This is a genomic window from Acinetobacter sp. GRABPA_MV_2 (assembly GCF_056725885.1).
Genome location: NZ_JBWZNA010000002.1, coordinates 1 through 20,389, shown reverse-complemented (window position 1 = coordinate 20,389; position 20,389 = coordinate 1). Strand labels below are relative to the sequence as shown.

The window sequence follows — 20,389 nt, the reverse complement described above, 5'->3', positions numbered from 1 at the left end:
ATGGCATTCACTTTGTTTGAAAAATAAGCAAACAATAATACCAAATGATAAAATTTAGTATTTGTGCCTATTAAGAACTTTATAATTTATCCACTATATCCAATTCGTTTAAGAAATTTTTGAATAACATCAAAAGCAGCATGTTCGAGGTTTTGAGCATATTGCTGATTTTCTTCGCGCAGTTTCGGAATGGAAATATTAGCATTGCGAAGTTCACATGTATGGCCAATTAACCATTTCTCAAAATTTTCTTCAGTCGTTTCAATATGGAATTGCAAGGCAAGAATATTATTTCCGACTTCAAATGCCTGATTGGTATAAATCTCTGAACTTGCTAATAGCACCGCATTTTCAGGAAGGTCGAAAGTGTCACCATGCCAATGTAGAACATGGACATTATTAAGCAAAGCAGATAATACTTGATTAGGACGTAAACTTAAGCTGAGTGGACCCCAGCCAATTTCTTTTTGATGTCCTGCATATACTTTTGCACCAAGCGCATGAGCAATAAGCTGTGCACCCAAACAAATACCAAGTGTAGGTTTATCTGCTGCTAGACGTTGTTTAAGTAAAGCAATTTCGTCTTTTAAAAATGGATAATCTTCAGTTTCATAAACCCCGATTGGACCACCTAAAATAATAGTTAATCCATCGTGTGCAAAAGCAGCAGTTAAATCATCTACACCCGCCTCAAAATAACGAACGCGAAATCCAAGTTGATAAAAGACATCTTCTAATGAACCTAAGTCTTCGAAAGCAAGATGCTGAATGGCATAAATAGTTTTAGGGAAGGCGTTTGTTGTGTTCATACAAATGATTCATAGAAGATCAATAGGTGGAGTATAGCGATAAATATAAAGAAGAAAATATCTGTATAAATCGTCAATACCTGAAAATTGATATTTTTCGTTAAGATAATATTGTTATACAAGGGATTATCTATTTTTCAATAAATCTCTTTGCATATTCCATTGCTTAAAATAATATCTTTTGAGTTTCTTCAAAATCTATATTTGAAAGTTGATGCTCATCCTTTAGATTAACTCCTGAGAAACCAAGTTGTTTGGATTTTTTCATTAAAGCGATTAAGCGTTGTACTGCAACTGGAATACTTAAACCTGCTGAGCGAACATTAGAAATACAATTACGTTTGGCATCGAGGCAGCCTGAATATGCATTCCATGTGTAGTAAATTCCCATACTATCAGGAGAGCTTAAACCAGGACGCTCACCGATTAGCATCACAAGCATGGATGCTTTAAAGATTTCTGCAACTTCATCGCCTAAAGCAACTCTGCTTCCTGTTGCAAGTACAATTGGGGCAAGGCTCCATTTTTCTTGCTGAATTTGTTCACTTAGCGCTGTAATGAATGGGATGGCATTTGCTTCAATTGCTCTTACTGAGAGTCCATCACCGACCACAATACAAACATCGTATTGTTGAGGGGCTTCTGCATACTTCTTAATTAAGACATCTTTTGATTGATCTGAAAGCTGACGACCTAAATCTGGTCGTTTAAGATAGATTTCCTTATTAGGGGCTTTGCTTTGGACATGAAGACTTTGCAGCTGTCTTTGCGCTAATTGCTCAGATAAATATGAAACATCCATATCTTGATAAACCGCATCTTTTGCTTGTGCATGAGACAACTGGAACTCAAGTAAAGCGCGTGTTGGGATACTACAACCAGCGCGTCCTAATGCAATGCGAGCATCAGTAAATTGTTTAAGTTTTTCCCACTGATCTTGATGGGGACTTGATGGATATTGAATATCACGATTAAGTTTCATGGTGTTCTCCCTAATTCATCAGCAGACGAGAGAATTGATCGGGCATGTGGTCTGCCCAACAGATTTGAGAGTTTTGTTGTTTAAAAATACCTTGCTGTTCAAGCCAAGCTGAAAACTCAGGAGCAGGTTTTAAACCTAGGAGTTGTCTTAAATAGAGGGCATCATGGAACGAGGTCGTTTGATAATTGAGCATGACATCATCTGAACCCGGAATTCCCATAATAAAATTAATGCCCGCGGCGCCAAATAGAGTAAGGAGAACATCCATATCATTTTGGTCAGCATCAGCATGGTTGGTGTAACAAATATCGCAGCCCATCGGCACACCAAGCAACTTACCGCAGAAATGATCTTCTAAGCCTGCACGTATAATTTGTTTGCCGTTAAAGAGGTATTCGGGGCCAATAAAACCGACGACAGTATTCACTAAAAGCGGGTTATATTTACGGGCCACGGCATAGGCACGCGTTTCTAATGTTTGCTGATCAACACCGTGATGTGCATTGCTTGATAAAGCGCTGCCTTGACCAGTTTCAAAGTACATAACATTTTGTCCAATGGTCCCGCGTTTAAGTGCGAGCGTGGCTTCATATCCTTCTTGTAATAAATCGAGTGAAATTCCAAAACCTTCATTAGCCAGCTGTGTACCAGCGATTGATTGAAACATTAAATCAATTGGCACATTTTTTTCAGCGAGTTGAATACCTGAGCTGATATGTGTGAGTACACAAGATTGCGTCGGGATTTGATATTCCTGAATCACATGATCAAGTAACTTCAGTAGCTCTGATAAATTATGCAAGTTATCCGTTGCGGGGTTGATGCCAATCACGGCGTCACCATTACCATACATCAAGCCATCTAAAATACTGGCAGAAATACCAAGAACATCGTCGGTAGGGTGATTAGGTTGTAAACGGGTAGAAAGATGGCCTTTTAAACCGATTGTGTTGCGAAATTGGGTGACTACTTCACATTTGCTGGCGACATAAATCAAATCTTGATTGCGCATAATTTTGCTTACAGCAGCCACCATTTCTGGAGTTAAACCTGATGCTAATGCCTTTAAGCTTTCGGCAGTGGCTTCTTCGCCAAGTAACCAATTTCGAAAATCGCCTACTGTAAAGTGTGAAATAGGGGCGAAGGCAGCCGGATCATGTTCATCAATAATTAAACGGGTAATTTCATCGGTTTCGTAATCGACTACAACTTCATTTAAAAAGGTTTTAAGTGGTACATCGGCCAAAGTCATTTGTGCCGCAACATGTTCGGTTGCGTCTCTGGCGGCTACACCTGCTAACTCATCGCCAGAACGTAACGGCGTTGCTTTTGCCATCAAGGTCTTCAAGTCAGCAAAGTGATACTGTTGATTGGCGACAATATTGCGATAACTCATAGTTGCATCCTTTTTATAGTTCTTGTTCTGCGGCTTTAATATTTGCAAACTCTTCTTCTGGTGTACCTTTCACTAAATGATAACGGCTATAGAATAAAAAGTAAGCAATAAATACGATATAAATAGCGGCAGCAATAAACCAAACTTTCGGATTGACAACGAAGCCTGCGACCACAGCAGCGACTGCTAGAATCAAGGCAATACTTGAAGTAACGACTCCCCCTGGAGTTTTATAAGGACGAGGCATGTCGGGTTTAGATAGGCGTAGTTTGATGTGGGACAAAAGAATCAACACATAAGAAATAGTTGCACCGAACACGGCAATTAAAATCAGTGAATCGCCTTCTTTGGTGAGTGAAAGCAAGAACCCGATAATACCCGGAATAATAATTGCGAGATAAGGGGCTTTATTTTTATTGGTTAAAGAGAGTGAAGTAGGTAAGTAACCAGCACGAGAGAGTGCAAAAATTTGACGCGAATAGGCATAGATAATTGAAAAGAAACTCGCAATTAAACCTGCTAAACCCACAAAGTTAACAAAAGTCGCAAGCCAAGTGTTGGTGCCATAAACTTTAACGAGAGCATCGACGAGGGGAGCGCCTGAGTTTTGCAAAGTACTTGCACCTGCTGCGCCTGCACCCAAGAATAAAATGAGCATAGCAAACGCCGTTAAGATGAGCATTGCACCAATTAAACCGCGAGGGAGAGATTTAGCTGGGTCTTTTGCTTCTTCGGCTGCTAATGGCACACCTTCAACTGCAAGGAAAAACCAGATAGCAAAAGGAACTGCAGCCCAAATACCCAAATAGCCATGAGGTAAAAAAAGACTTGCACCAACACCTGTACCAACTGGGATATCAAACAAATTTTGTGCATTAAAGTGTGGAATCATTGCGACAATAAACACAATAAGGGCAATAGCAGCGACAAGGGTAATTGCGAACATAATTTTTAAGGCTTCGCCGGCACCTTTGAGATGTATGCCCATAAAAATGGCGTAACAGGCGAGGTAAATCATCCAACCATTAATACCAAATAGAGATTCACAATAACCGCCAATAAACACGGCAATCGCCGCAGGTGCAATTGCGTATTCAATTAGAATTGCTGTTCCTGTTAAATAGCCCCCAAAAGGACCAAACGCAGCACGTGCAAAACTATAACCGCCACCTGCTGTCGGCATCATGGTGGACATTTCTGACATGGAAAGACACAGACACAGATACATGATTGCAGCGAGGGCAGTTGCAATAAACATACCACCCCAACCACCTTGAGCAATACCGAAGTTCCAACCTGCAAAATCACCAGATATCACATAAGCCACGCCTAAACCAATCAGGAGTAACCAACCAACGGTACCTTGTTTGAGTTGACGCTGAGCAAAATATTCTGCTGACGAGACTTCTGTCTTTGAGGAAATAACGGAAGCTGTTTCTGGTTGATTCATACAAGACTCCTGCGAGTGGATTTGTATGAATTAATGCAAAAGCAATGCCTAAATGAAGCGCCTCAGGGAGTAGATGGAACTTTTTTGTTCTAAATGATAAAAATTCAATCTTAACAATCGGGAATAAAGAAACCAGTAATCTAAATTACTGGCTTCTTATATAATTAGGCATCTTATTTCTTTGTAGTGTTGATAGCTTGGTATCAACTTGGTGCGAAACTTAGAAGAAGCCCATTGGTTTAGTTGAATAACTCACCAACAAGTTTTTAGTTTGTTGATAGTGATCTAGCATCATCTTATGGTTTTCACGGCCAATACCAGATTTCTTGTAACCACCAAATGCAGCATGTGCAGGGTAGATGTTATAGCAGTTTGTCCAGACACGACCAGCTTCAATAGCACGACCAGCACGGTAAGAAATATGTGCTGAACGTGACCAAACGCCAGCACCTAAACCATACATGGTGTCATTAGCAATTTTGATTGCATCGTCAAAGTCTTTGAACGTTGTCACAGCAAGTACAGGTCCAAAAATTTCCTCTTGGAAAACTTGCATGCCATTGTGACCTTTAAAAATAGTTGGATCGACATAGTAACCATCGCCTACTTCTTTACGACCACTACCGCCTAGTAAGAGTTCTGCACCTTCTTCACGACCCGTGTTAATACAACGTAAGATTTTCTCTTGTTGTTGTAGAGATGCTTGAGCACCAATCATGGTTTCAGTATCAAGAGGATGGCCAGTTTTAATACGTTTTACACGTTCGACAGCCATCTCTAAGAACTGATCAGCAATGCTTTCTTGTACTAAAGCACGAGAAGGGCAAGTACATACTTCACCTTGGTTTAAGGCAAACATGGCAAAACCTTCAAGCGTTTTTTCTAAGAAATCATCTTCTTTATCCATGATATCTTCAAAGAAAAGGTTTGGTGACTTACCGCCAAGTTCTAAGGTGACTGGAATAATATTTTCGGTCGCATATTGCATCACCATTTGTCCAGTTTGAGTTGATCCTGTGAACGCGATTTTAGCAATACGTGGGTTTGTTGCTAAAGGACGGCCGACTTCTGAACCGAAACCATTCACAATATTGAGGACACCCGGCGGTAGAATGTCTTGGATCAGTTCAGCAACCAACAAAATACCCACGGGCGTTTGTTCAGCCGGTTTAATTACCACACAGTTACCTGCTGCTAAAGCAGGTGCAAGTTTCCATGCTGCCATCAAAATCGGGAAGTTCCATGGAATAATTTGACCAACTACACCGAGTGGTTCATGGAAATGATAAGCAATGGTATCTTCATCAATTTCCGAGATGCCGCCTTCTTGAGCACGAATACATCCAGCGAAATAACGGAAATGGTCAATCGCAAGTGGAAGGTCCGCTGCTAAAGTTTCACGGACTGCTTTACCGTTATCCCAAGTTTCTGCAACAGCAAGCATTTCAAGATTTGCTTCTAAACGATCAGCAATTTTTAAAAGGATATTCGAGCGTACTGTTGGTGATGCTTTATTCCATGTTGCTTTTGCTTTGTGCGCTGCATCTAGAGCGAGCTCAATATCTTCAGCACTAGAACGTGGAATACGTGTAAAAGCTTTTCCGTCAACAGGAGATACATTGTCAAAATACGCACCCTTTACAGGTGCCACCCATTCACCGCCAATAAAATTTTCATATTGTGATTTGAATTGAACTTTTGAGCCTGGTTGATTTGGATCGATATAGCGCATATAAATATTCCTTTGCTTTTTAGGACTAAAGACTAACAAGAACCCTGTCAGTAGGTACTTTCGTACTTTGTATAATTAGGATATAAAGAAGAAGGTTGGAGAAAGGTTGGAATAGAAATGTGGATATATAAGGAATTTACAAATGTTCACAAAAAAGGATTTATTGCAGCAACGGACGTTGATTGATCAACTGCGCACGCAAAATAGTCTCTCTCCTCAAAATGCTGCCAAACTCGGCCAAAGTATCGCAAGTTCGTGGGAACGATCAGCTTCTGCTGCGATTCCTAAAGAGCGTTTTGCGGCTCCATTAGTCGAAAAAAAATCTGCTTCACAAAATGCTTTAGATATGGCTTTAAGCCAATGTGCCGACGACTTACGTCATATTGCAGAGCAATCTTCTATGGTGATTGCTGTCGGTGATATTGGCAGTACGATTATCTGGACGGCACCAAGTGCTCAAATGCAAAGTGCTGCTGAGCGTGTACATTTTGTACAAGGTGGTCAGTGGCGTGAAGAATTTGTTGGCACCAATGCCTTGGCTTTATCTTTAAAAACTCAACAATCAAGTTGTGTTTTTTCTAATGAACATTACATGGAGTCAATTCATGATTGGGTGTGTTATGCCGCACCGATTATCGACCCATATTCAAAACAGACGTTAGGCGTCGTTGATCTATCAACCACGTGGAAGAACCATAATAGTTTAGGAATTCTGGCTGCTGAACGTTGTGCATCCATTATTCAGTCTGCTTTGCTAGAGCAGCAGCGTCACCATTTACACATCCGGGCATTTTCGACGCCGCAAGTTAAATTTAACGGTAAAAGCTTGTTATTAACGCCGCGTCAAATTGAAATTTTAACCATCTTGGCCTTATGTCCGCATGGTTTAACTTTAGAGCATCTTTATCAGGCGCTCTATGGCGAACGTAAAGTCAGCATGGGCACACTTAAAGCTGAAATGTCTCAACTAAGAGATATTTTGGGAGGTTTACTTGGTTCACGCCCATATCGTTTGCTGGTGCATGTTGAAGCTGATTTTTTACAAGCTGAACAGGCACTCGATGCAGGATATGCCGCATCTGCTTTGCAGCTTTACACAGGCGTGTTTCTGGCAAAAACTGAAAGTCCATTTTTATGCGCATGGCGCGACTGCCTTGAATCACGTTTAAGCGATGCAATTTTTAAAACCCAAGAAACAGATTTACTGTTAAAGCATTTAGCTCATTTCCCTGAAGCAATCGATGCGGTAGAACGCCTTATGGAGCTATTACCGAGCGAACATCCTGCGCATCAACTGCTGGTGAAATACCTTGACTCACCTAAGCTTAGTTAAGTAATTTTTTGATCCAGCCACTGGAATAATTGTTGATAGACTTGTTCTCGTACTGGCTGGGCCGAAAGGACTAAGTCATGCAACCCATTGTGAATAGAGACTATAGAAACATCGCCTTTAATTTTTTTACCATGTTTTTCAATGTCTTTAACATCTAAAATCACGTCACTTTGAGTTGCATCTGGACCCCATTTGCGCGGGTTTTTAGTTTGATGCGAATGCATAATCAGTGCGGGAACGTTTAGTTTAACCCCGCGATGAATCTCTTTTTGTGCCGTATGAATCGCATGTACAAAACTGAGTTGAACTGTAGGGGCAGAGGTTGGTTTCCAGTCAAGGTTAAACTCCCATTCACCTTTGAGCTGCTTGTGAAGACTGGTGGTATACCATTTGTTTAATTGGCTTGGGAATTTAACTTTTGGTAGATATTTTCCTACTCGACTGAGCATTGGAATACCAAATTTCTTTTCGATTAGACTTAAATTAAAGTCGTAAAACGGACTATTTGCCCATAGCGCTTTAATAAGAGGATGATCTGGATGGTGGGCAGCATAAAGTGTTGCTGTCAAACCACCAGTTGAATGACCTGCGAGTAAAACCTGAGTGTGTTGCTCTTCGCCAATAATCTGTAATGCTTGAGTAATTTCGGAGTCGTATTCATTTAAATCGAGCACATTATAGAAAATTTGATGAGGCAGCTTTGAGCGGCCATATTTTCTTAAATCAAGTGCATAGAAGTCATAACCATGAGCATTAAATTGCTCAGCCATTTCGGTTTGAAAGAAATAGTCTAAAAAACCATGAATATATAGTACGGCTTTTTGAGTAGATTGAGCAGCTTTTTTACGGACTAAGGTGGCTACAACTTTCCCTTCATAATCATCAGGAAAACTAAGTGTGAGCTGTTCGTAACCCGTGCCTAAAATATCTGGAACATAAGTTTGATTAGCTAAAGATGTATTCATTTTTATCGAGCTATTGTAATTAAGACATGCAGAGTATCCTTCAATGAAATGGGCGAATTGTCAATTAGGTTTAGAGAGGGTTGGAGTTTAGGTTCTAAAAAAAGGGAATACCGCTGGAGCTAAGTATTCCCCAAAAAAGTAAGTCAACGGTCGGAGGGATTTGACTTACTAGAGGGATATGCCATTACATCAGTATTAAAGTGCTGCTTTGAAAATCTCCACAACTTGTGCATGATTTGCTTTACGAGGGTTGGTGAGCATACATGCATCTTTTTGAGCATTATCTGCCATCACCGCAAGGTCTTCAATTTTCACACCAAGCTCTGTTAAACCAGATGGAATACCAATTGATGAAGACAGTTTACGAATGGCATCAATTGCAGCATAGGCAGCTTCTGTTACGGTGAGTCCGTGAGTATTTACACCCATTAACTCTGCGATTTTTGCGTAGCGATCTGGGCAAGCAATTAAATTAAATTCACAGACGTGTGGTAACAAGATTGCATTACATACGCCGTGCGGGAGGTTGTAGAAACCGCCTAACTGGTGCGCCATTGCGTGAACATAACCTAAAGATGCGTTGTTAAATGCCATGCCAGCCAAATATTGTGCATAGCTCATTGCATCACGCGCTTCGATGTTTTCGCCATTTGCGACAGCAGGTTGTAACCATTGACTAATCATCGTAATGGCTTTTTCTGCACAAGCATCGGTAATTGGGTTTGCTGCCGTAGAAACATATGCTTCAACTGCATGGGTTAATGCATCCATACCTGTTGCAGCGGTTAAACCAGCAGGTTTTGCAATCATGAGTTTCGGGTCATCGATCGCAATAAGTGGAGTACAACGCCAGTCAACAATCGCCATTTTTACGTGAGTGTCTGTATTGGTAATAATACAAAAACGGGTCATTTCAGATGCAGTACCAGCAGTTGTGTTCACTGCAATTAACGGTGTCATTGGCACTTTACTTTTATCGATGCCTTCGTAGTCACGAATATGACCACCACCCGCAGTGACTAACCCAATCCCTTTTGCACAGTCGTGAGATGAACCACCACCTAGAGAGACAATAAAGTCACAGCCATTTTCATTATAGGCATTTACGCCATTATGAACATTAATATCGGTTGGGTTAGGTTCTGCACCTGGGAATATATGGCTCGCGACGCCTGCTTCTGTTAAATAGTTCGCGATAAGATCTGCAACACCAAATTTAAATAAGCCTTCATCGGTCACAATTAATGCTTTTTTTGCCCCAAGGTTTTGTGCCTTTGTACCAATTTCTTTAGCACATCCTGGTCCAAAGAGTGATACGCATGGAATATAAAAACCGTTTGTTTGATCTGCAATATTTTTAAAAGCCATGGAGTGATTCCTTCTTCCATAAATCCATTGTTTGTTATTAAAGGTGAGCCTCACCATGGCCTTAGTATTGTGATGTGAAGTTTATTTTCCTACCTACCAAAAACCTACCAAATATTATTTTGTTTTTAATTATTGATTTATATGTGCTTTTTAGAAAGTTTGGCACATTCATTTAATTTTTTCGGGAAAATCGTTAAGCTATGGGCTGTTAAAGATGTACATATGAGATTATGAAACAGGAAACTGCGCTTAAACTGCTTAAAGCAGGTGAAAATGTCTTTTTAACCGGTTCGGCTGGTGCAGGGAAAACCTATACACTTAATCAGTACATCCAATACCTCAAAGCACGTAAAGTGCCTGTGGCAATTACGGCATCTACAGGTATTGCAGCAACACATATGAACGGTATGACCATTCATACATGGGCTGGCATTGGCATTAAAGATCTGTTAACTGACGACGATCTAAAACGCATGAAAGAGCGTAAATATCTCAAGGAACACCTTGAAAATGCGCAAGTTCTTGTGATTGATGAAATCTCGATGCTACATGCGAAGCAGCTCAATCTGGTCAATCAGGTTCTAAAATATTTTAAAGAAAGTGATGAAGCATTCGGCGGTATTCAAGTTATTGTGGCTGGAGATTTCTTCCAGTTGCCGCCTGTAGGGCGTAATGGTGAAGCCAACCGTGATAAGTTCTGTTTTATGTCAGATGCATGGGTCGAAGCCAAATTCCGTGTATGTTATTTAACAGAACAGCACCGTCAAGATGATGAAATTCTGAACCAGATTTTAAACGCTATTCGTGCGCAAAATATTCAACCCGATCATTTGCAAGCACTGCGTCAATCACGCTCGCATGATATTGGTGAGACCTTTACTCGTCTTTATACGCACAATATGGATGTCGACAACATCAATTATCAGCATTTAAATGAAATTGATAACGAAGGGCATCAATTCAATGCTGTTTTAGATGGTAATGAAAAGTTATTAGAAACTTTAAAATCTTCAGTTCGTGCGCCAGAAGAGCTAACCCTTAAAAAACATGCCAAAGTTATGTTTGTAAAAAATAACTTTGATATGGGTTATATCAATGGAAGCTTGGGTGAAGTCATCGGCTTTGAAGAAGATGATGAAAATGGCTTACTGCCCAAAGTAAAATTGACCGATGGAACAACCTTGTTGGTTGCTCCTGAAACTTGGTCCGTTGAAAATGAAGCAGGCAAAGTGATTGCAAGTTTTCAGCAAATTCCGCTTCGTTTAGCGTGGGCGATTACTATTCATAAAAGCCAAGGGATGACTTTAGAAGCGGCTGAAATTAACCTCATGAACACCTTTGAAAAAGGTCAGGGTTATGTTGCATTGTCGCGCTTAAAATCTTTAACTGGTCTAAAATTATTAGGGATTAACGAGCAAGCTTTAGAGTTAGATAGTTTAGCTGTAAAAGCGGATCGTCGTTTTCAAGAGCTTTCAAAAGAGGCCGAAGACAACTTTGCAGATGTAGATTTAACGGCTCAGCATAAAGCCTTTATTCGTCACTGTGGTGGCACCTTAAATGAAACCGAGATTTCTCGTAATGAGAAGAAACTCGCAAAAGGTGGAAAGCAAAATTATGCTACGGCAACTTTAGATGAGACACGTGCATTGTTTGAAGAAGGTTACGAGATTGAAGACATCGCGCATGAGCGTGGTCTGACACCAGCAACCATCATTAATCATTTGGCTCGACTTCATAAAGAACAAAAGCTGGATATTTCAGTTGCCCATCCGGGTGAAGAAGTGGTCGAAGAAATCCGAAAAATTTATAAGAAGCTGAAAAAGCGCCAAAATCCAGATCATTTTTCTGATGATGGTTCGATCAAACTAAGACCAATTGTTGAAGCAACCAGTCCTCGAATGGGATATGATCAGGTTCGATTAGCTTTATTATTTATTGAGTAAAGTTTAATTAGCTTAATGACTTATTATATAAATTGAGGTGGCTATGCCGCACGTTGTAGTTGATTATTCAGAAAACTTAACTGGATTAAACGCAAAACAATTACTTGAAGAAATTAATACCACACTGATTGAGACAGAGCTATTTAGTCCAGAAGACATTAAAAGCCGTGCGCGTAAAGATGACGTTTTCCTCATTGGCTTAGGGGCTGATCAAGCTTATATTCATGTAAAAGTTTATATTTTGTCTGGAAGAACTGACGAACAAAAACAGCTAATGGGTGATCAGCTATTAACGGCACTCAGCAATAAAAATTATTTACAACAAGAGTTTAATAAAGAAATTCAATTGTGCGTTGAGCTTATCGATATGCCAAGAGAAGATTACTTTAAGCAAGTTGTATAATTCTAAAAAAGCGCAATTTCAATCAAGAATAGAGATCAGCACTATGTAAAAGTAGTCCGATCTTATTATAGATATCTACTTACTTTTAAAGTGATTCTAGCGTGATACAGGCATAATCTAGGTTATGCCTGTATCTCTAAAAGCCTAATATCTGCATATTGTTCGATCAAGTTGTCATCTAGCATATGGATATAATCCATAAAGATGGTACTAAAACTTCCCATAGTTTGTGCTTGATTTGCAGCAAGTTTACCCGCAATCGCAAAATGAACATGAGCTGAAAGAGCAGCAATCGTTGGCGTCGTCACAGCGCTATATGCTGCGATTAACGCACCTAAAGCGCAGCCTGTTGCTGTGATTTTGGGCTGTAAAGGGCTTCCGCCGTTTACTTGAATCACAGCATCTAATTCTTTAGATAAAATATAATCTGACTCACCTGAAATAGCGATACAGTCCGCATGTGCTAATAGTGCATAGGCTTGTTGATAGGCTTGATCACTACTTAGGGTACTATCGACACCTTTAGATTGAACTTGGTTGCCTGCAAGCGTACTGATTTCTGAAGCATTACCACGAATAACGCTTGGCTTGAACTGTAAAAGCTCGTCTGTCATTTGACTACGCCAAGCTAAAATTGGTCCATAGCCGACTGGATCAAGTACCCACGGAATGTTATGAAGCTGTGCTGCCTTGGCAGAGATTTGCATGGCTTGCATTTGCTCTGAAGTAGGTGTGCCCAAATTAATGCTTAAAGCCGATGAAATTTTGGTAAAACTTTCTGCTTCATAAGGATTATCAATCATGGCAGGTGAAGCACCAGAAGCAAGTAAGACATTGGCTGTATAGTTGGCTGCAACGCTATTGGTAATGCATTGCACAAGAGGCGTTTTTGCCTGCATGTTTTGCCAAGCGTCAATTACCTGCTCAATCAAAGTCGATGCTGATGTCATGTTACTATCCTTATTAAGCCAAAGTGATTGTAGATTTAGTGAGTAAAATAATGATCTTGATGCTTACATCTTTGGCAAATCAAAGAAACATAATCTGCCGCATCATAATCAACACTTAAATCATTTGAACCACAATGCATACAGCGTTTAACTGAATAAAAGTTTAATCGAGGTTCAATTTTCCGCCATGCTTTCCAGACAGGTTGTACAAAGATCTGTTCGTCGTAGCCTAAGAAGCGATTAAGTAAAATATAACTCATTTTACTGTAGGGAATATTGTGAGGGCGAGGCAACATTGAGGTTTCCCACTTTTCAGCTAAGGCTCTCTCACGATATTGCTCTAAGGTTTTCTTTAACAAATTGGTGTTAATAAATTTTTCATTACGCGGCTGTAGGGCTTTTTGTTTATAAAGGTACTCAAGCGCGGTTTGAATTAAATAATAAATTTGACCAATTGCCAATGAATCCATTAAGCGATAGCAAAAAGTTTGGAAATTAGAGCTTCCTGCAATTTGAATGCCCCAAGTTCGGCAATAGAACTGCATAAACTGAATAATCTCTTGATAGAGCACCTGAAAAAGTACGTCTTTTACTTCATCGGCACTACGAAACGGAATACCAAGACTTAAATTTTCATAAAACCAGTAGCGTAGTTGCTGGGCTACACTAAATAAACTTGGGTCACTATAACCATCCAAGCGAATGTTTAAATAAAAGCACTGAGGTTCATCAGCTTGATCTTGGGCGTTTAAAATTCCATCTTTATGGAGTTGCTTAATCAGATAGTTTTGAAAAATCCAGTTTGGTGTAATGGACTGATATTTAATCTGGTCCCAGTGAATGTATTCGTCATGTGCAAGATCATCACGAGCATAGTCATCAAGTAGGCTGAGTAAAAAAAGTTTATGTAAAAAACTGAGCTGTTCCAAACTACGTTGTGGTTGCTCTTTTGACTTGAACTGGCGTTGTTCTTGTAGGCGTGTTTGCTGTAAAAGCTTTTTCCGTTGTTTTGTGCATGTTTCACAATGACAAGTCATTTTCGTATCTTTAAATACACGGTGCTGACAATGACTGCATTCATGAAACTGAATGTCTTGTTCAAATTGCTCGGCATCTACCCAGTACATTGAAGCTTGGCAGAGAGGACAATGGCTACTTTCATCTAGCTGTTTCTGTAGAATTTGTAAGGCCATTTCGCTCCGAATGCATAAATTAGTCAGGATAGAGCTATTATACACAGCCACATTGCCGATAGCTGAGATTGTCTTTTTGTTTGGTGCAAAAATAGAAAACCTAAAATCTTTATTTTGATTTTAGGTTTTCATAACAGACTAAAAGTTAAGATTAAACAGGGCACGGCAAGCTCTCATCATTCTGTCCAAGCTTTTTGGCATTAATAAGTGCCTGCACTTTTTTACTTGGTAATTTTACTTTACCTAAAGCGTCGTAAGTATTGACGATAGAAGTTACCTCCTGAGCAGTCATTGAAATACCTTCTGCAGATAAAAACACCGCAATCACATGGTGATCGAGACCTGCTGCGTTTAGATCATGAATCGCTTTAATATTTTCTAAACGATGAAAATGTGCTTTTAATTCCATACTGACACCTCTTGTTCTAATTGAAATATTTATATTGGTGTATTAATGAAGGCAAGAACCATGCCCAAAATGTAAGCTGACTCTAAAAAATGTTAAAAGCTGAAGTTGTTTTATTTTTATTGTATAGATTGATTATATAAGCAACGATTATCGTAAATTTGGTCTAATCTGTGCTAATAAAAGACGATTCTAATTTGAAATGTATAAATGAAGTCCCATTAATTTTATAAAGGTAAACAAACACGGTATGTATGAATGTGTATGATCAAGTTCATAAAATTCGTACTACGGTTTCCGAAAAGTATATAAGGAATAAAGATGAATATTGCGGCGCAGCCTCCAGTTCAGGCAGATCAAACAGTTTATTTAAAAGATTATCAAAAACCTTCATTCTTGGTTGAATCCATTAATCTTGATATTCAAGTATATGACGATAAAACAATTGTTGATTCAACATTAGTCATGAAGCGTCAAACTGCTGGAGACTTGGTATTATTAGGTCGTGATCTTGAGTTGCAATCTATTCAGCTCAATGGTCAAGATCTTACTCCTGCACAATATTCACTCGATAGTGAACAACTGGTGATCACTGATGCACCAGATGAAGTCATTTTACAAACTCAAGTGATTATTCATCCTGAAACCAACACTCAGCTTGAAGGTTTATATAAAGCAGATGAGTTGTTTGTAACCCAGAATGAACCTGAAGGCTTCCGCAAAATCACGTTCTATCCAGACCGTCCAGATGTACTTTCAGTCTTTACGACACGTGTAGAAGCCGACAAAAAATATCCAGTGTTACTTGCCAATGGTAATTTGCTTGAAACAGGTGAGGTAGGTGAAAACCGCCACTTTGCGATCTGGCAAGACCCGACTAAAAAACCAAGCTACTTGTTTGCTTGTGTTATTGGTGATTTAGCTGTTCTTAAAGACCGCTATACGACGTCTGAAGGGCGCGATGTTGCTTTAGAAATCTATGCAATCGAGAAAGACATTCCAAAATGCCATATCGCAATGGAAGCATTAAAGCATTCAATGCGTTGGGATGAAGAACACTACGGCCGTGCTTATGACCTCGACAACTATATGATTGTTGCTGTTAGCCAGTTCAACATGGGTGCCATGGAAAATAAAGGTTTAAACATCTTTAATACCTCATGCGTACTTGCCGATGAAGAATACACAACTGATGCAGCTATTATGCGAGTACAGTCTGTGATTGCGCATGAATATTTCCATAACTGGACAGGTAACCGTATTACTTGCCGTGACTGGTTCCAGCTGTGCTTAAAAGAAGGTTTAACGGTTTTCCGTGACCAGTCTTTCTCGGAAGATTTACAATCTGCTGCGGTTCAACGTATTGATGACGTTGCCGTACTTAAATCACACCAATTCCCTGAAGATGCTGGGCCATTGTCACATCCACCACGTCCAGATCACTTTGTCGAAATTAATAACTTCTACACAGCGACAGTCTATGAAAAAGGTGCGGAAATTAACCGTATGATGTCGACTTTGTTAGGTAAAGAAAAATACCGTCAAGGAACCGATGAATACTTCCGCCGTCATGATGGACAAGCCGTAACAGTAGAAGACTGGGTTGCTGCATTATCTGCAGGTTCAGGTGTTGATTTATCTGCATTCTTAACTTGGTATAACCAACCAGGTACGCCAAAACTTGAAGCAAAAGGTGAATATGATGCAGCAGCGCAAACTTATCGTTTAAGCTTTAAACAAAGCCTAAAATCGCATCCGAAATATCCAAATTTAAAAGCTGTTCCAATTCCTGTTGCTTTAGCGCTCTTTAGCGCTCAAACAGGCGAGCAATATAGATTGCATAGTGAAAGCCTATTCGTAAATGATGTTAAAGATGGCGTGTACTTGTTTGACCAAGATGAGGCAACTATTGAGTTTACAGGTGTGACTGAGCAACCTGTTGTTTCACTACTACGTAATTTCTCTGCACCTGTAAATCTGGTATTTGATTATAGTGATGAAGAATTAGCATTCTTAATTCAACATGAAACAAACGGTTTCAACCAGTGGCAAGCAACACAAACCTTACTTGAACGTATTTTGCTAGAAGACCATTCTGCAGATGCTTACATTCAAGCTATTCAAAGCACATTGCCTGAGTTGGTTGGCCGCGACCCGCTTTTAGCATCACGTTTGTTTGATGTTCCAAGTGAAGGTTATTTGGGTAGTCGTATTGATCAGAACTATGCACCAGCCGATATTCATGTAAAGCGTGAAGCTTTACTAAATCGTTTAGCACAAGAGCTGGGTTCGTTTTGGAAAGATACCTACCTTACACTTGACCCTGACTTGCAAAAAGAATTCTCTTTAGCCATGGGTGTACGCGCATTAAAAAATATCATGCTGATGATGATGGCTCGTCAGGGTGATCAAAGTGCATTTGAATTAGCACATGTTCAATACCAAAACACAGGCAATATGTCTGAGCGTTTAGGTGCGCTACGTGTATTGGTTTGGCAAAACGCACCTCAAGCTCAAGAGGCACTTGCTGATTTCTATGACCGCTTTAAAGATGAAGCTTTATCTTTAGACCAGTGGTTTATGATTCAGGCTGCAAACCCAAATGCCACAACAGAAACAATCGAGTACTTAACTCAACATCCCGACTATGATTTAACAACTCCAAACCGTATTCGTGCGGTAAGTGGTGGCTTGTCAAATAATCCTGAAAATACTTGGGGCTTTGGTGTAGCTCACTTTATTAACCTTGCAGAATATCTTGACGAGAAAAACCCGATTTTAGGTTCACGCCTATTACAGGTGTTATCTCGCTGGTATACGCTTGCAGAGCCTCAGCGAACACAAGTTCAACAAGCTTTAAAAGCATTGCAGCCTAAAGTGAAATCGAAAAATGTTTCTGAAACTTTAAATAGCATGCTGAGCGTTTAATTATTTAAACTTACTAAATAAAGGTCTCTAAAGAGGCCTTTATTTTTTATATCTCATAGCTCTTCAAGATTTAAAAGAAATAAAACTATTCTTGTTATAGTTCATCTGTAGATCAAGTTTGATCATTTTATTTTTATATAAATTATAATCTTGAATACTTTATTGGAGATAAACTTTTAAGTAATAATATAAAATTACCATTAAAAGTATAGTCAGGAAATAACTAAGTACTTATGTAAATAGAATTTAATTTCATAAAGTTTGATAATTTTTTGACATATTTATTTAAATTTAAATAAATAAATTTTTTTTAAATTTTATTAAAGTTATTTAAATCAAAAACTTAAATTTTGTAATTATTGTTTTTTTGTATCCGTAAGATAGGTTTAGGTAAATTTGTTTTATTGATTAGAAATTAAAATAATAACGTGAACATGCATTTTATTTATTTTTATGTATTATGTTGGAAAGTAGGATAAAAAAATAAGCTTTAAAAGAGCAGTCAAATAAAAATGATTGTAAGAATAAGGGTTAAATTTTTTATATCTATTAATTCGATAATTTAGTTTAAAAGGTTTTGGCCATGAAAAAGACTTTTATTTATTTATCAGCAGTTGTTGCAGGAGTATTTTCTCTCAATGCGGCAAATGCAGCTACAGCAACAGGTACATTAACTGTTAGAGCAACAGTAACCAATAGTTGTGTATTGAATACCTCTGCAACCGGTACGACAACAAATGCCGTTTTAGACTTTGGTACTTTAAGTTCGCTGGCTAGCAATGTCGATGCAGATACCACAACGACAGGTGGTACCTCAATTAAAGTCCTTTGTAATAATACTGTGCCATGGACTTTGTCATTTGATGGTGGTCAGAATGTTTTATCAACTCAACGTCGTATGATCGGTGGGGCGACTAGCGACGAATATATTCCTTACAACCTTTTCTCTGACACAGGGCGTGCCACAGCAATTGGTATTGCAACGACTGCCTACAGTGGAACCGGAACAGGTAATGTTCAAACTGTAAATGTGTATGGTCGTATTCCTGCAGGAACAAGTTTACCAAGTGCTGGTAGCTATGTTGACAGTGTGACTGTCACAGTAACTTATTAATTTGCATAAATTAGAATTACGTTAGCCCTTTTGAAAGGGCTAATACATTAAAAAAGTTATATTTGAGCAAATCATGAAAAAAAATATTTTTATTATTACGGGATTATTCTTATCTTTATCTAGCTCTATTAACGCCGCAACAATCCGTCTTTCACCTGTAAATGTAGAAATATTAAGTAATCAAAATGCTGCTTCAATTAGTTTATATAACCAGTCAAATGAAAGTGCTGATTTACAGGTGCGTGTATTTGAGTGGAGGCAAAATGCTGGACAAGATCAATTAGTCCCTACGGATGAGATTGTAGTTAGTCCACCATTTTTAAAACTACAACCTAATGATTCTTATAACTTGCGTGTAGTTAGGATTAATCCAGAACCTATTTCTGGTGAAAAAACTTATCGTATTATTATTGATGAGTTACCAAAACCAATTGATAGTCGTAAAGCAGCTCAGGGAGTAAATGTATTACTTCGCTCATCATTACCTGTATTTGTAGTGAATAAAGATGCAATTACCAAACTGAGTTGGAAAATTGATGTTAACCAGAACACACCTTCTTTAAATATTAGCAATATAGGTAACCGACATGCGCTGTTAAATAGTCTAACGCTTGTTGATACAACGGCGAATAAAAGTTATCCGATTAAAGTAAATACTGTGAATGGTTATATTCTTGCGGAGAAGTCGAAAAGTTACTCGATTAGTAACTTTACCTACCAACCAAATCATAAATACAGCGTATCTCTAACAGTTAATGGTAAGAAAACCACACTTTAAGAGGCTTATATGAAATACATTATAGGTGTCTTATGTGTTGCGTATTTTCCTACATATTCTTTTGCCGAACAGTTACTAGATCATACCAATACTGCAGTTCCCAGTGTTCCTAAATCTGTAGGTAGCAATAGTGAATATACACAAGTAGGAACGAATGAGCAGGAGCAAGATCTTAATTTCATTCAGCTATTTTTAAATATTTCGATTAACTCAAATGCTTCTGAAGATTTGGTTGCTGTAAAGCAATCTAAGGATGAAAAACTATATATTCGTTCTAGTACCTTAAAAAATTTAAGAATAAAAATAGATGAACATATCCCAGATAACCAGTGGGTGTGTATTGATGATCTAAACGGAATCCAGTTTAAATATCTCGAGAATGAGCAGTCTTTAAACTTAAAAGTTCCACCGAACATGTTAACGGGTTACTCAGTCGACTTAAGTGGTCAGCAGATTACTAGCCCCAATTTGCTAAAGATGAAACCCTTAAATGCAGCCATTCTGAATTACAGTCTGTATAACACCATAACCAATGACGAGAACGTTTTCTCAGGTACGGCTGAGGGGATCTTTAACAGTGCAATTGGTAACTTCTCATCAGGGGTTTTATATAACGGTAGTAGTGAAAATAGTTATAGT

16 protein-coding genes and 1 pseudogene are annotated in these 20,389 nt (G+C 38.8%); 7 read left to right on the top strand and 10 right to left on the bottom strand.

Going from position 1 to position 20,389, the window contains the following annotated elements; genetic code table 11:
* Nucleotides 1-86: 86 nt before the first annotated feature.
* The 5 genes from ACXM0J_RS01895 to exaC form a co-directional block, all read right to left on the bottom strand.
* The gene (locus tag ACXM0J_RS01895) at nt 87-809 is read right to left on the bottom strand and encodes a glutamine amidotransferase (RefSeq protein WP_086265951.1); all 723 of its coding nucleotides are present in this window, start codon (nt 807-809) and stop codon (nt 87-89) included.
* A gap of 166 nt (nt 810-975) precedes the next feature.
* On the bottom strand, nt 976-1,791 hold the full coding sequence (gene eutC / locus ACXM0J_RS01890) for an ethanolamine ammonia-lyase subunit EutC (RefSeq protein WP_086265952.1): 816 nt from the start codon (nt 1,789-1,791) through the stop codon (nt 976-978).
* A 10-nt stretch (nt 1,792-1,801) separates the two neighbouring features.
* A complete protein-coding gene (locus ACXM0J_RS01885; RefSeq protein WP_086265953.1) occupies nt 1,802-3,187 on the bottom strand; it encodes an ethanolamine ammonia-lyase subunit EutB in 1,386 nt (461 codons plus the stop codon).
* A gap of 13 nt (nt 3,188-3,200) precedes the next feature.
* Nucleotides 3,201-4,637 carry an ethanolamine permease gene (eat, locus tag ACXM0J_RS01880; protein ID WP_086265954.1) on the bottom strand — a complete coding sequence of 479 codons (1,437 nt, stop codon included), beginning with the start codon at nt 4,635-4,637 and terminating at the stop codon, nt 3,201-3,203.
* Nucleotides 4,638-4,857: 220 nt separating this feature from the next.
* A complete protein-coding gene (gene exaC, locus ACXM0J_RS01875) occupies nt 4,858-6,369 on the bottom strand; it encodes an acetaldehyde dehydrogenase ExaC (RefSeq protein WP_004791594.1) in 1,512 nt (503 codons plus the stop codon).
* 142 nt (nt 6,370-6,511) lie between these two features.
* Here exaC and ACXM0J_RS01870 point away from each other — a divergent pair, with 142 nt between their 5' ends.
* Nucleotides 6,512-7,702, top strand: a complete 1,191-nt coding sequence (locus tag ACXM0J_RS01870; protein ID WP_086265955.1) for a helix-turn-helix domain-containing protein — start codon at nt 6,512-6,514, stop codon at nt 7,700-7,702.
* On the opposite strand, the gene ACXM0J_RS01865 is transcribed toward ACXM0J_RS01870, so the two are convergent.
* Nucleotides 7,699-8,667, bottom strand: coding sequence for an alpha/beta hydrolase (locus ACXM0J_RS01865; RefSeq protein ID WP_086265956.1), 969 nt, complete (start codon nt 8,665-8,667; stop codon nt 7,699-7,701). The genes ACXM0J_RS01870 and ACXM0J_RS01865 overlap by 4 nt on opposite strands.
* A gap of 195 nt (nt 8,668-8,862) precedes the next feature.
* Nucleotides 8,863-10,035: an iron-dependent methanol dehydrogenase gene (gene mdh / locus ACXM0J_RS01860; RefSeq protein WP_086265957.1), complete on the bottom strand. Its 1,173-nt coding sequence runs from the start codon at nt 10,033-10,035 to the stop codon at nt 8,863-8,865.
* Between the two features lie 230 nt (nt 10,036-10,265).
* Between mdh and ACXM0J_RS01855 the strand changes: the two genes are divergently transcribed.
* Nucleotides 10,266-11,978 carry an AAA family ATPase gene (locus ACXM0J_RS01855; protein ID WP_086265958.1) on the top strand — a complete coding sequence of 571 codons (1,713 nt, stop codon included), beginning with the start codon at nt 10,266-10,268 and terminating at the stop codon, nt 11,976-11,978.
* A gap of 43 nt (nt 11,979-12,021) precedes the next feature.
* Nucleotides 12,022-12,381, top strand: a complete 360-nt coding sequence (locus ACXM0J_RS01850) for a 5-carboxymethyl-2-hydroxymuconate Delta-isomerase (protein WP_213034456.1) — start codon at nt 12,022-12,024, stop codon at nt 12,379-12,381.
* 122 nt (nt 12,382-12,503) lie between these two features.
* On the opposite strand, the gene thiM is transcribed toward ACXM0J_RS01850, so the two are convergent.
* From thiM to ACXM0J_RS01835, 3 genes are all read right to left on the bottom strand, one after another.
* A complete protein-coding gene (gene thiM, locus ACXM0J_RS01845; protein WP_086265960.1) occupies nt 12,504-13,331 on the bottom strand; it encodes a hydroxyethylthiazole kinase in 828 nt (275 codons plus the stop codon).
* A gap of 35 nt (nt 13,332-13,366) precedes the next feature.
* A complete protein-coding gene (locus ACXM0J_RS01840; RefSeq protein WP_068562747.1) occupies nt 13,367-14,524 on the bottom strand; it encodes a hypothetical protein in 1,158 nt (385 codons plus the stop codon).
* Nucleotides 14,525-14,675: 151 nt separating this feature from the next.
* A complete protein-coding gene (locus ACXM0J_RS01835; RefSeq protein WP_002119338.1) occupies nt 14,676-14,933 on the bottom strand; it encodes a hypothetical protein in 258 nt (85 codons plus the stop codon).
* A 318-nt stretch (nt 14,934-15,251) separates the two neighbouring features.
* Here ACXM0J_RS01835 and pepN point away from each other — a divergent pair, with 318 nt between their 5' ends.
* From pepN to ACXM0J_RS01815, 4 genes and pseudogenes are all read left to right on the top strand, one after another.
* Nucleotides 15,252-17,858, top strand: coding sequence for an aminopeptidase N (gene pepN, locus ACXM0J_RS01830; protein WP_086265961.1), 2,607 nt, complete (start codon nt 15,252-15,254; stop codon nt 17,856-17,858).
* Nucleotides 17,859-18,441: 583 nt separating this feature from the next.
* Nucleotides 18,442-18,972, top strand: a complete 531-nt coding sequence (locus ACXM0J_RS01825) for a Csu type fimbrial protein (protein ID WP_086265962.1) — start codon at nt 18,442-18,444, stop codon at nt 18,970-18,972.
* 73 nt (nt 18,973-19,045) lie between these two features.
* Nucleotides 19,046-19,750: a fimbrial biogenesis chaperone gene (locus ACXM0J_RS01820; protein ID WP_086265963.1), complete on the top strand. Its 705-nt coding sequence runs from the start codon at nt 19,046-19,048 to the stop codon at nt 19,748-19,750.
* Nucleotides 19,751-19,759: 9 nt separating this feature from the next.
* A pseudogene (locus tag ACXM0J_RS01815) lies at nt 19,760-20,389 on the top strand (fimbria/pilus outer membrane usher protein); the annotation flags it as partial.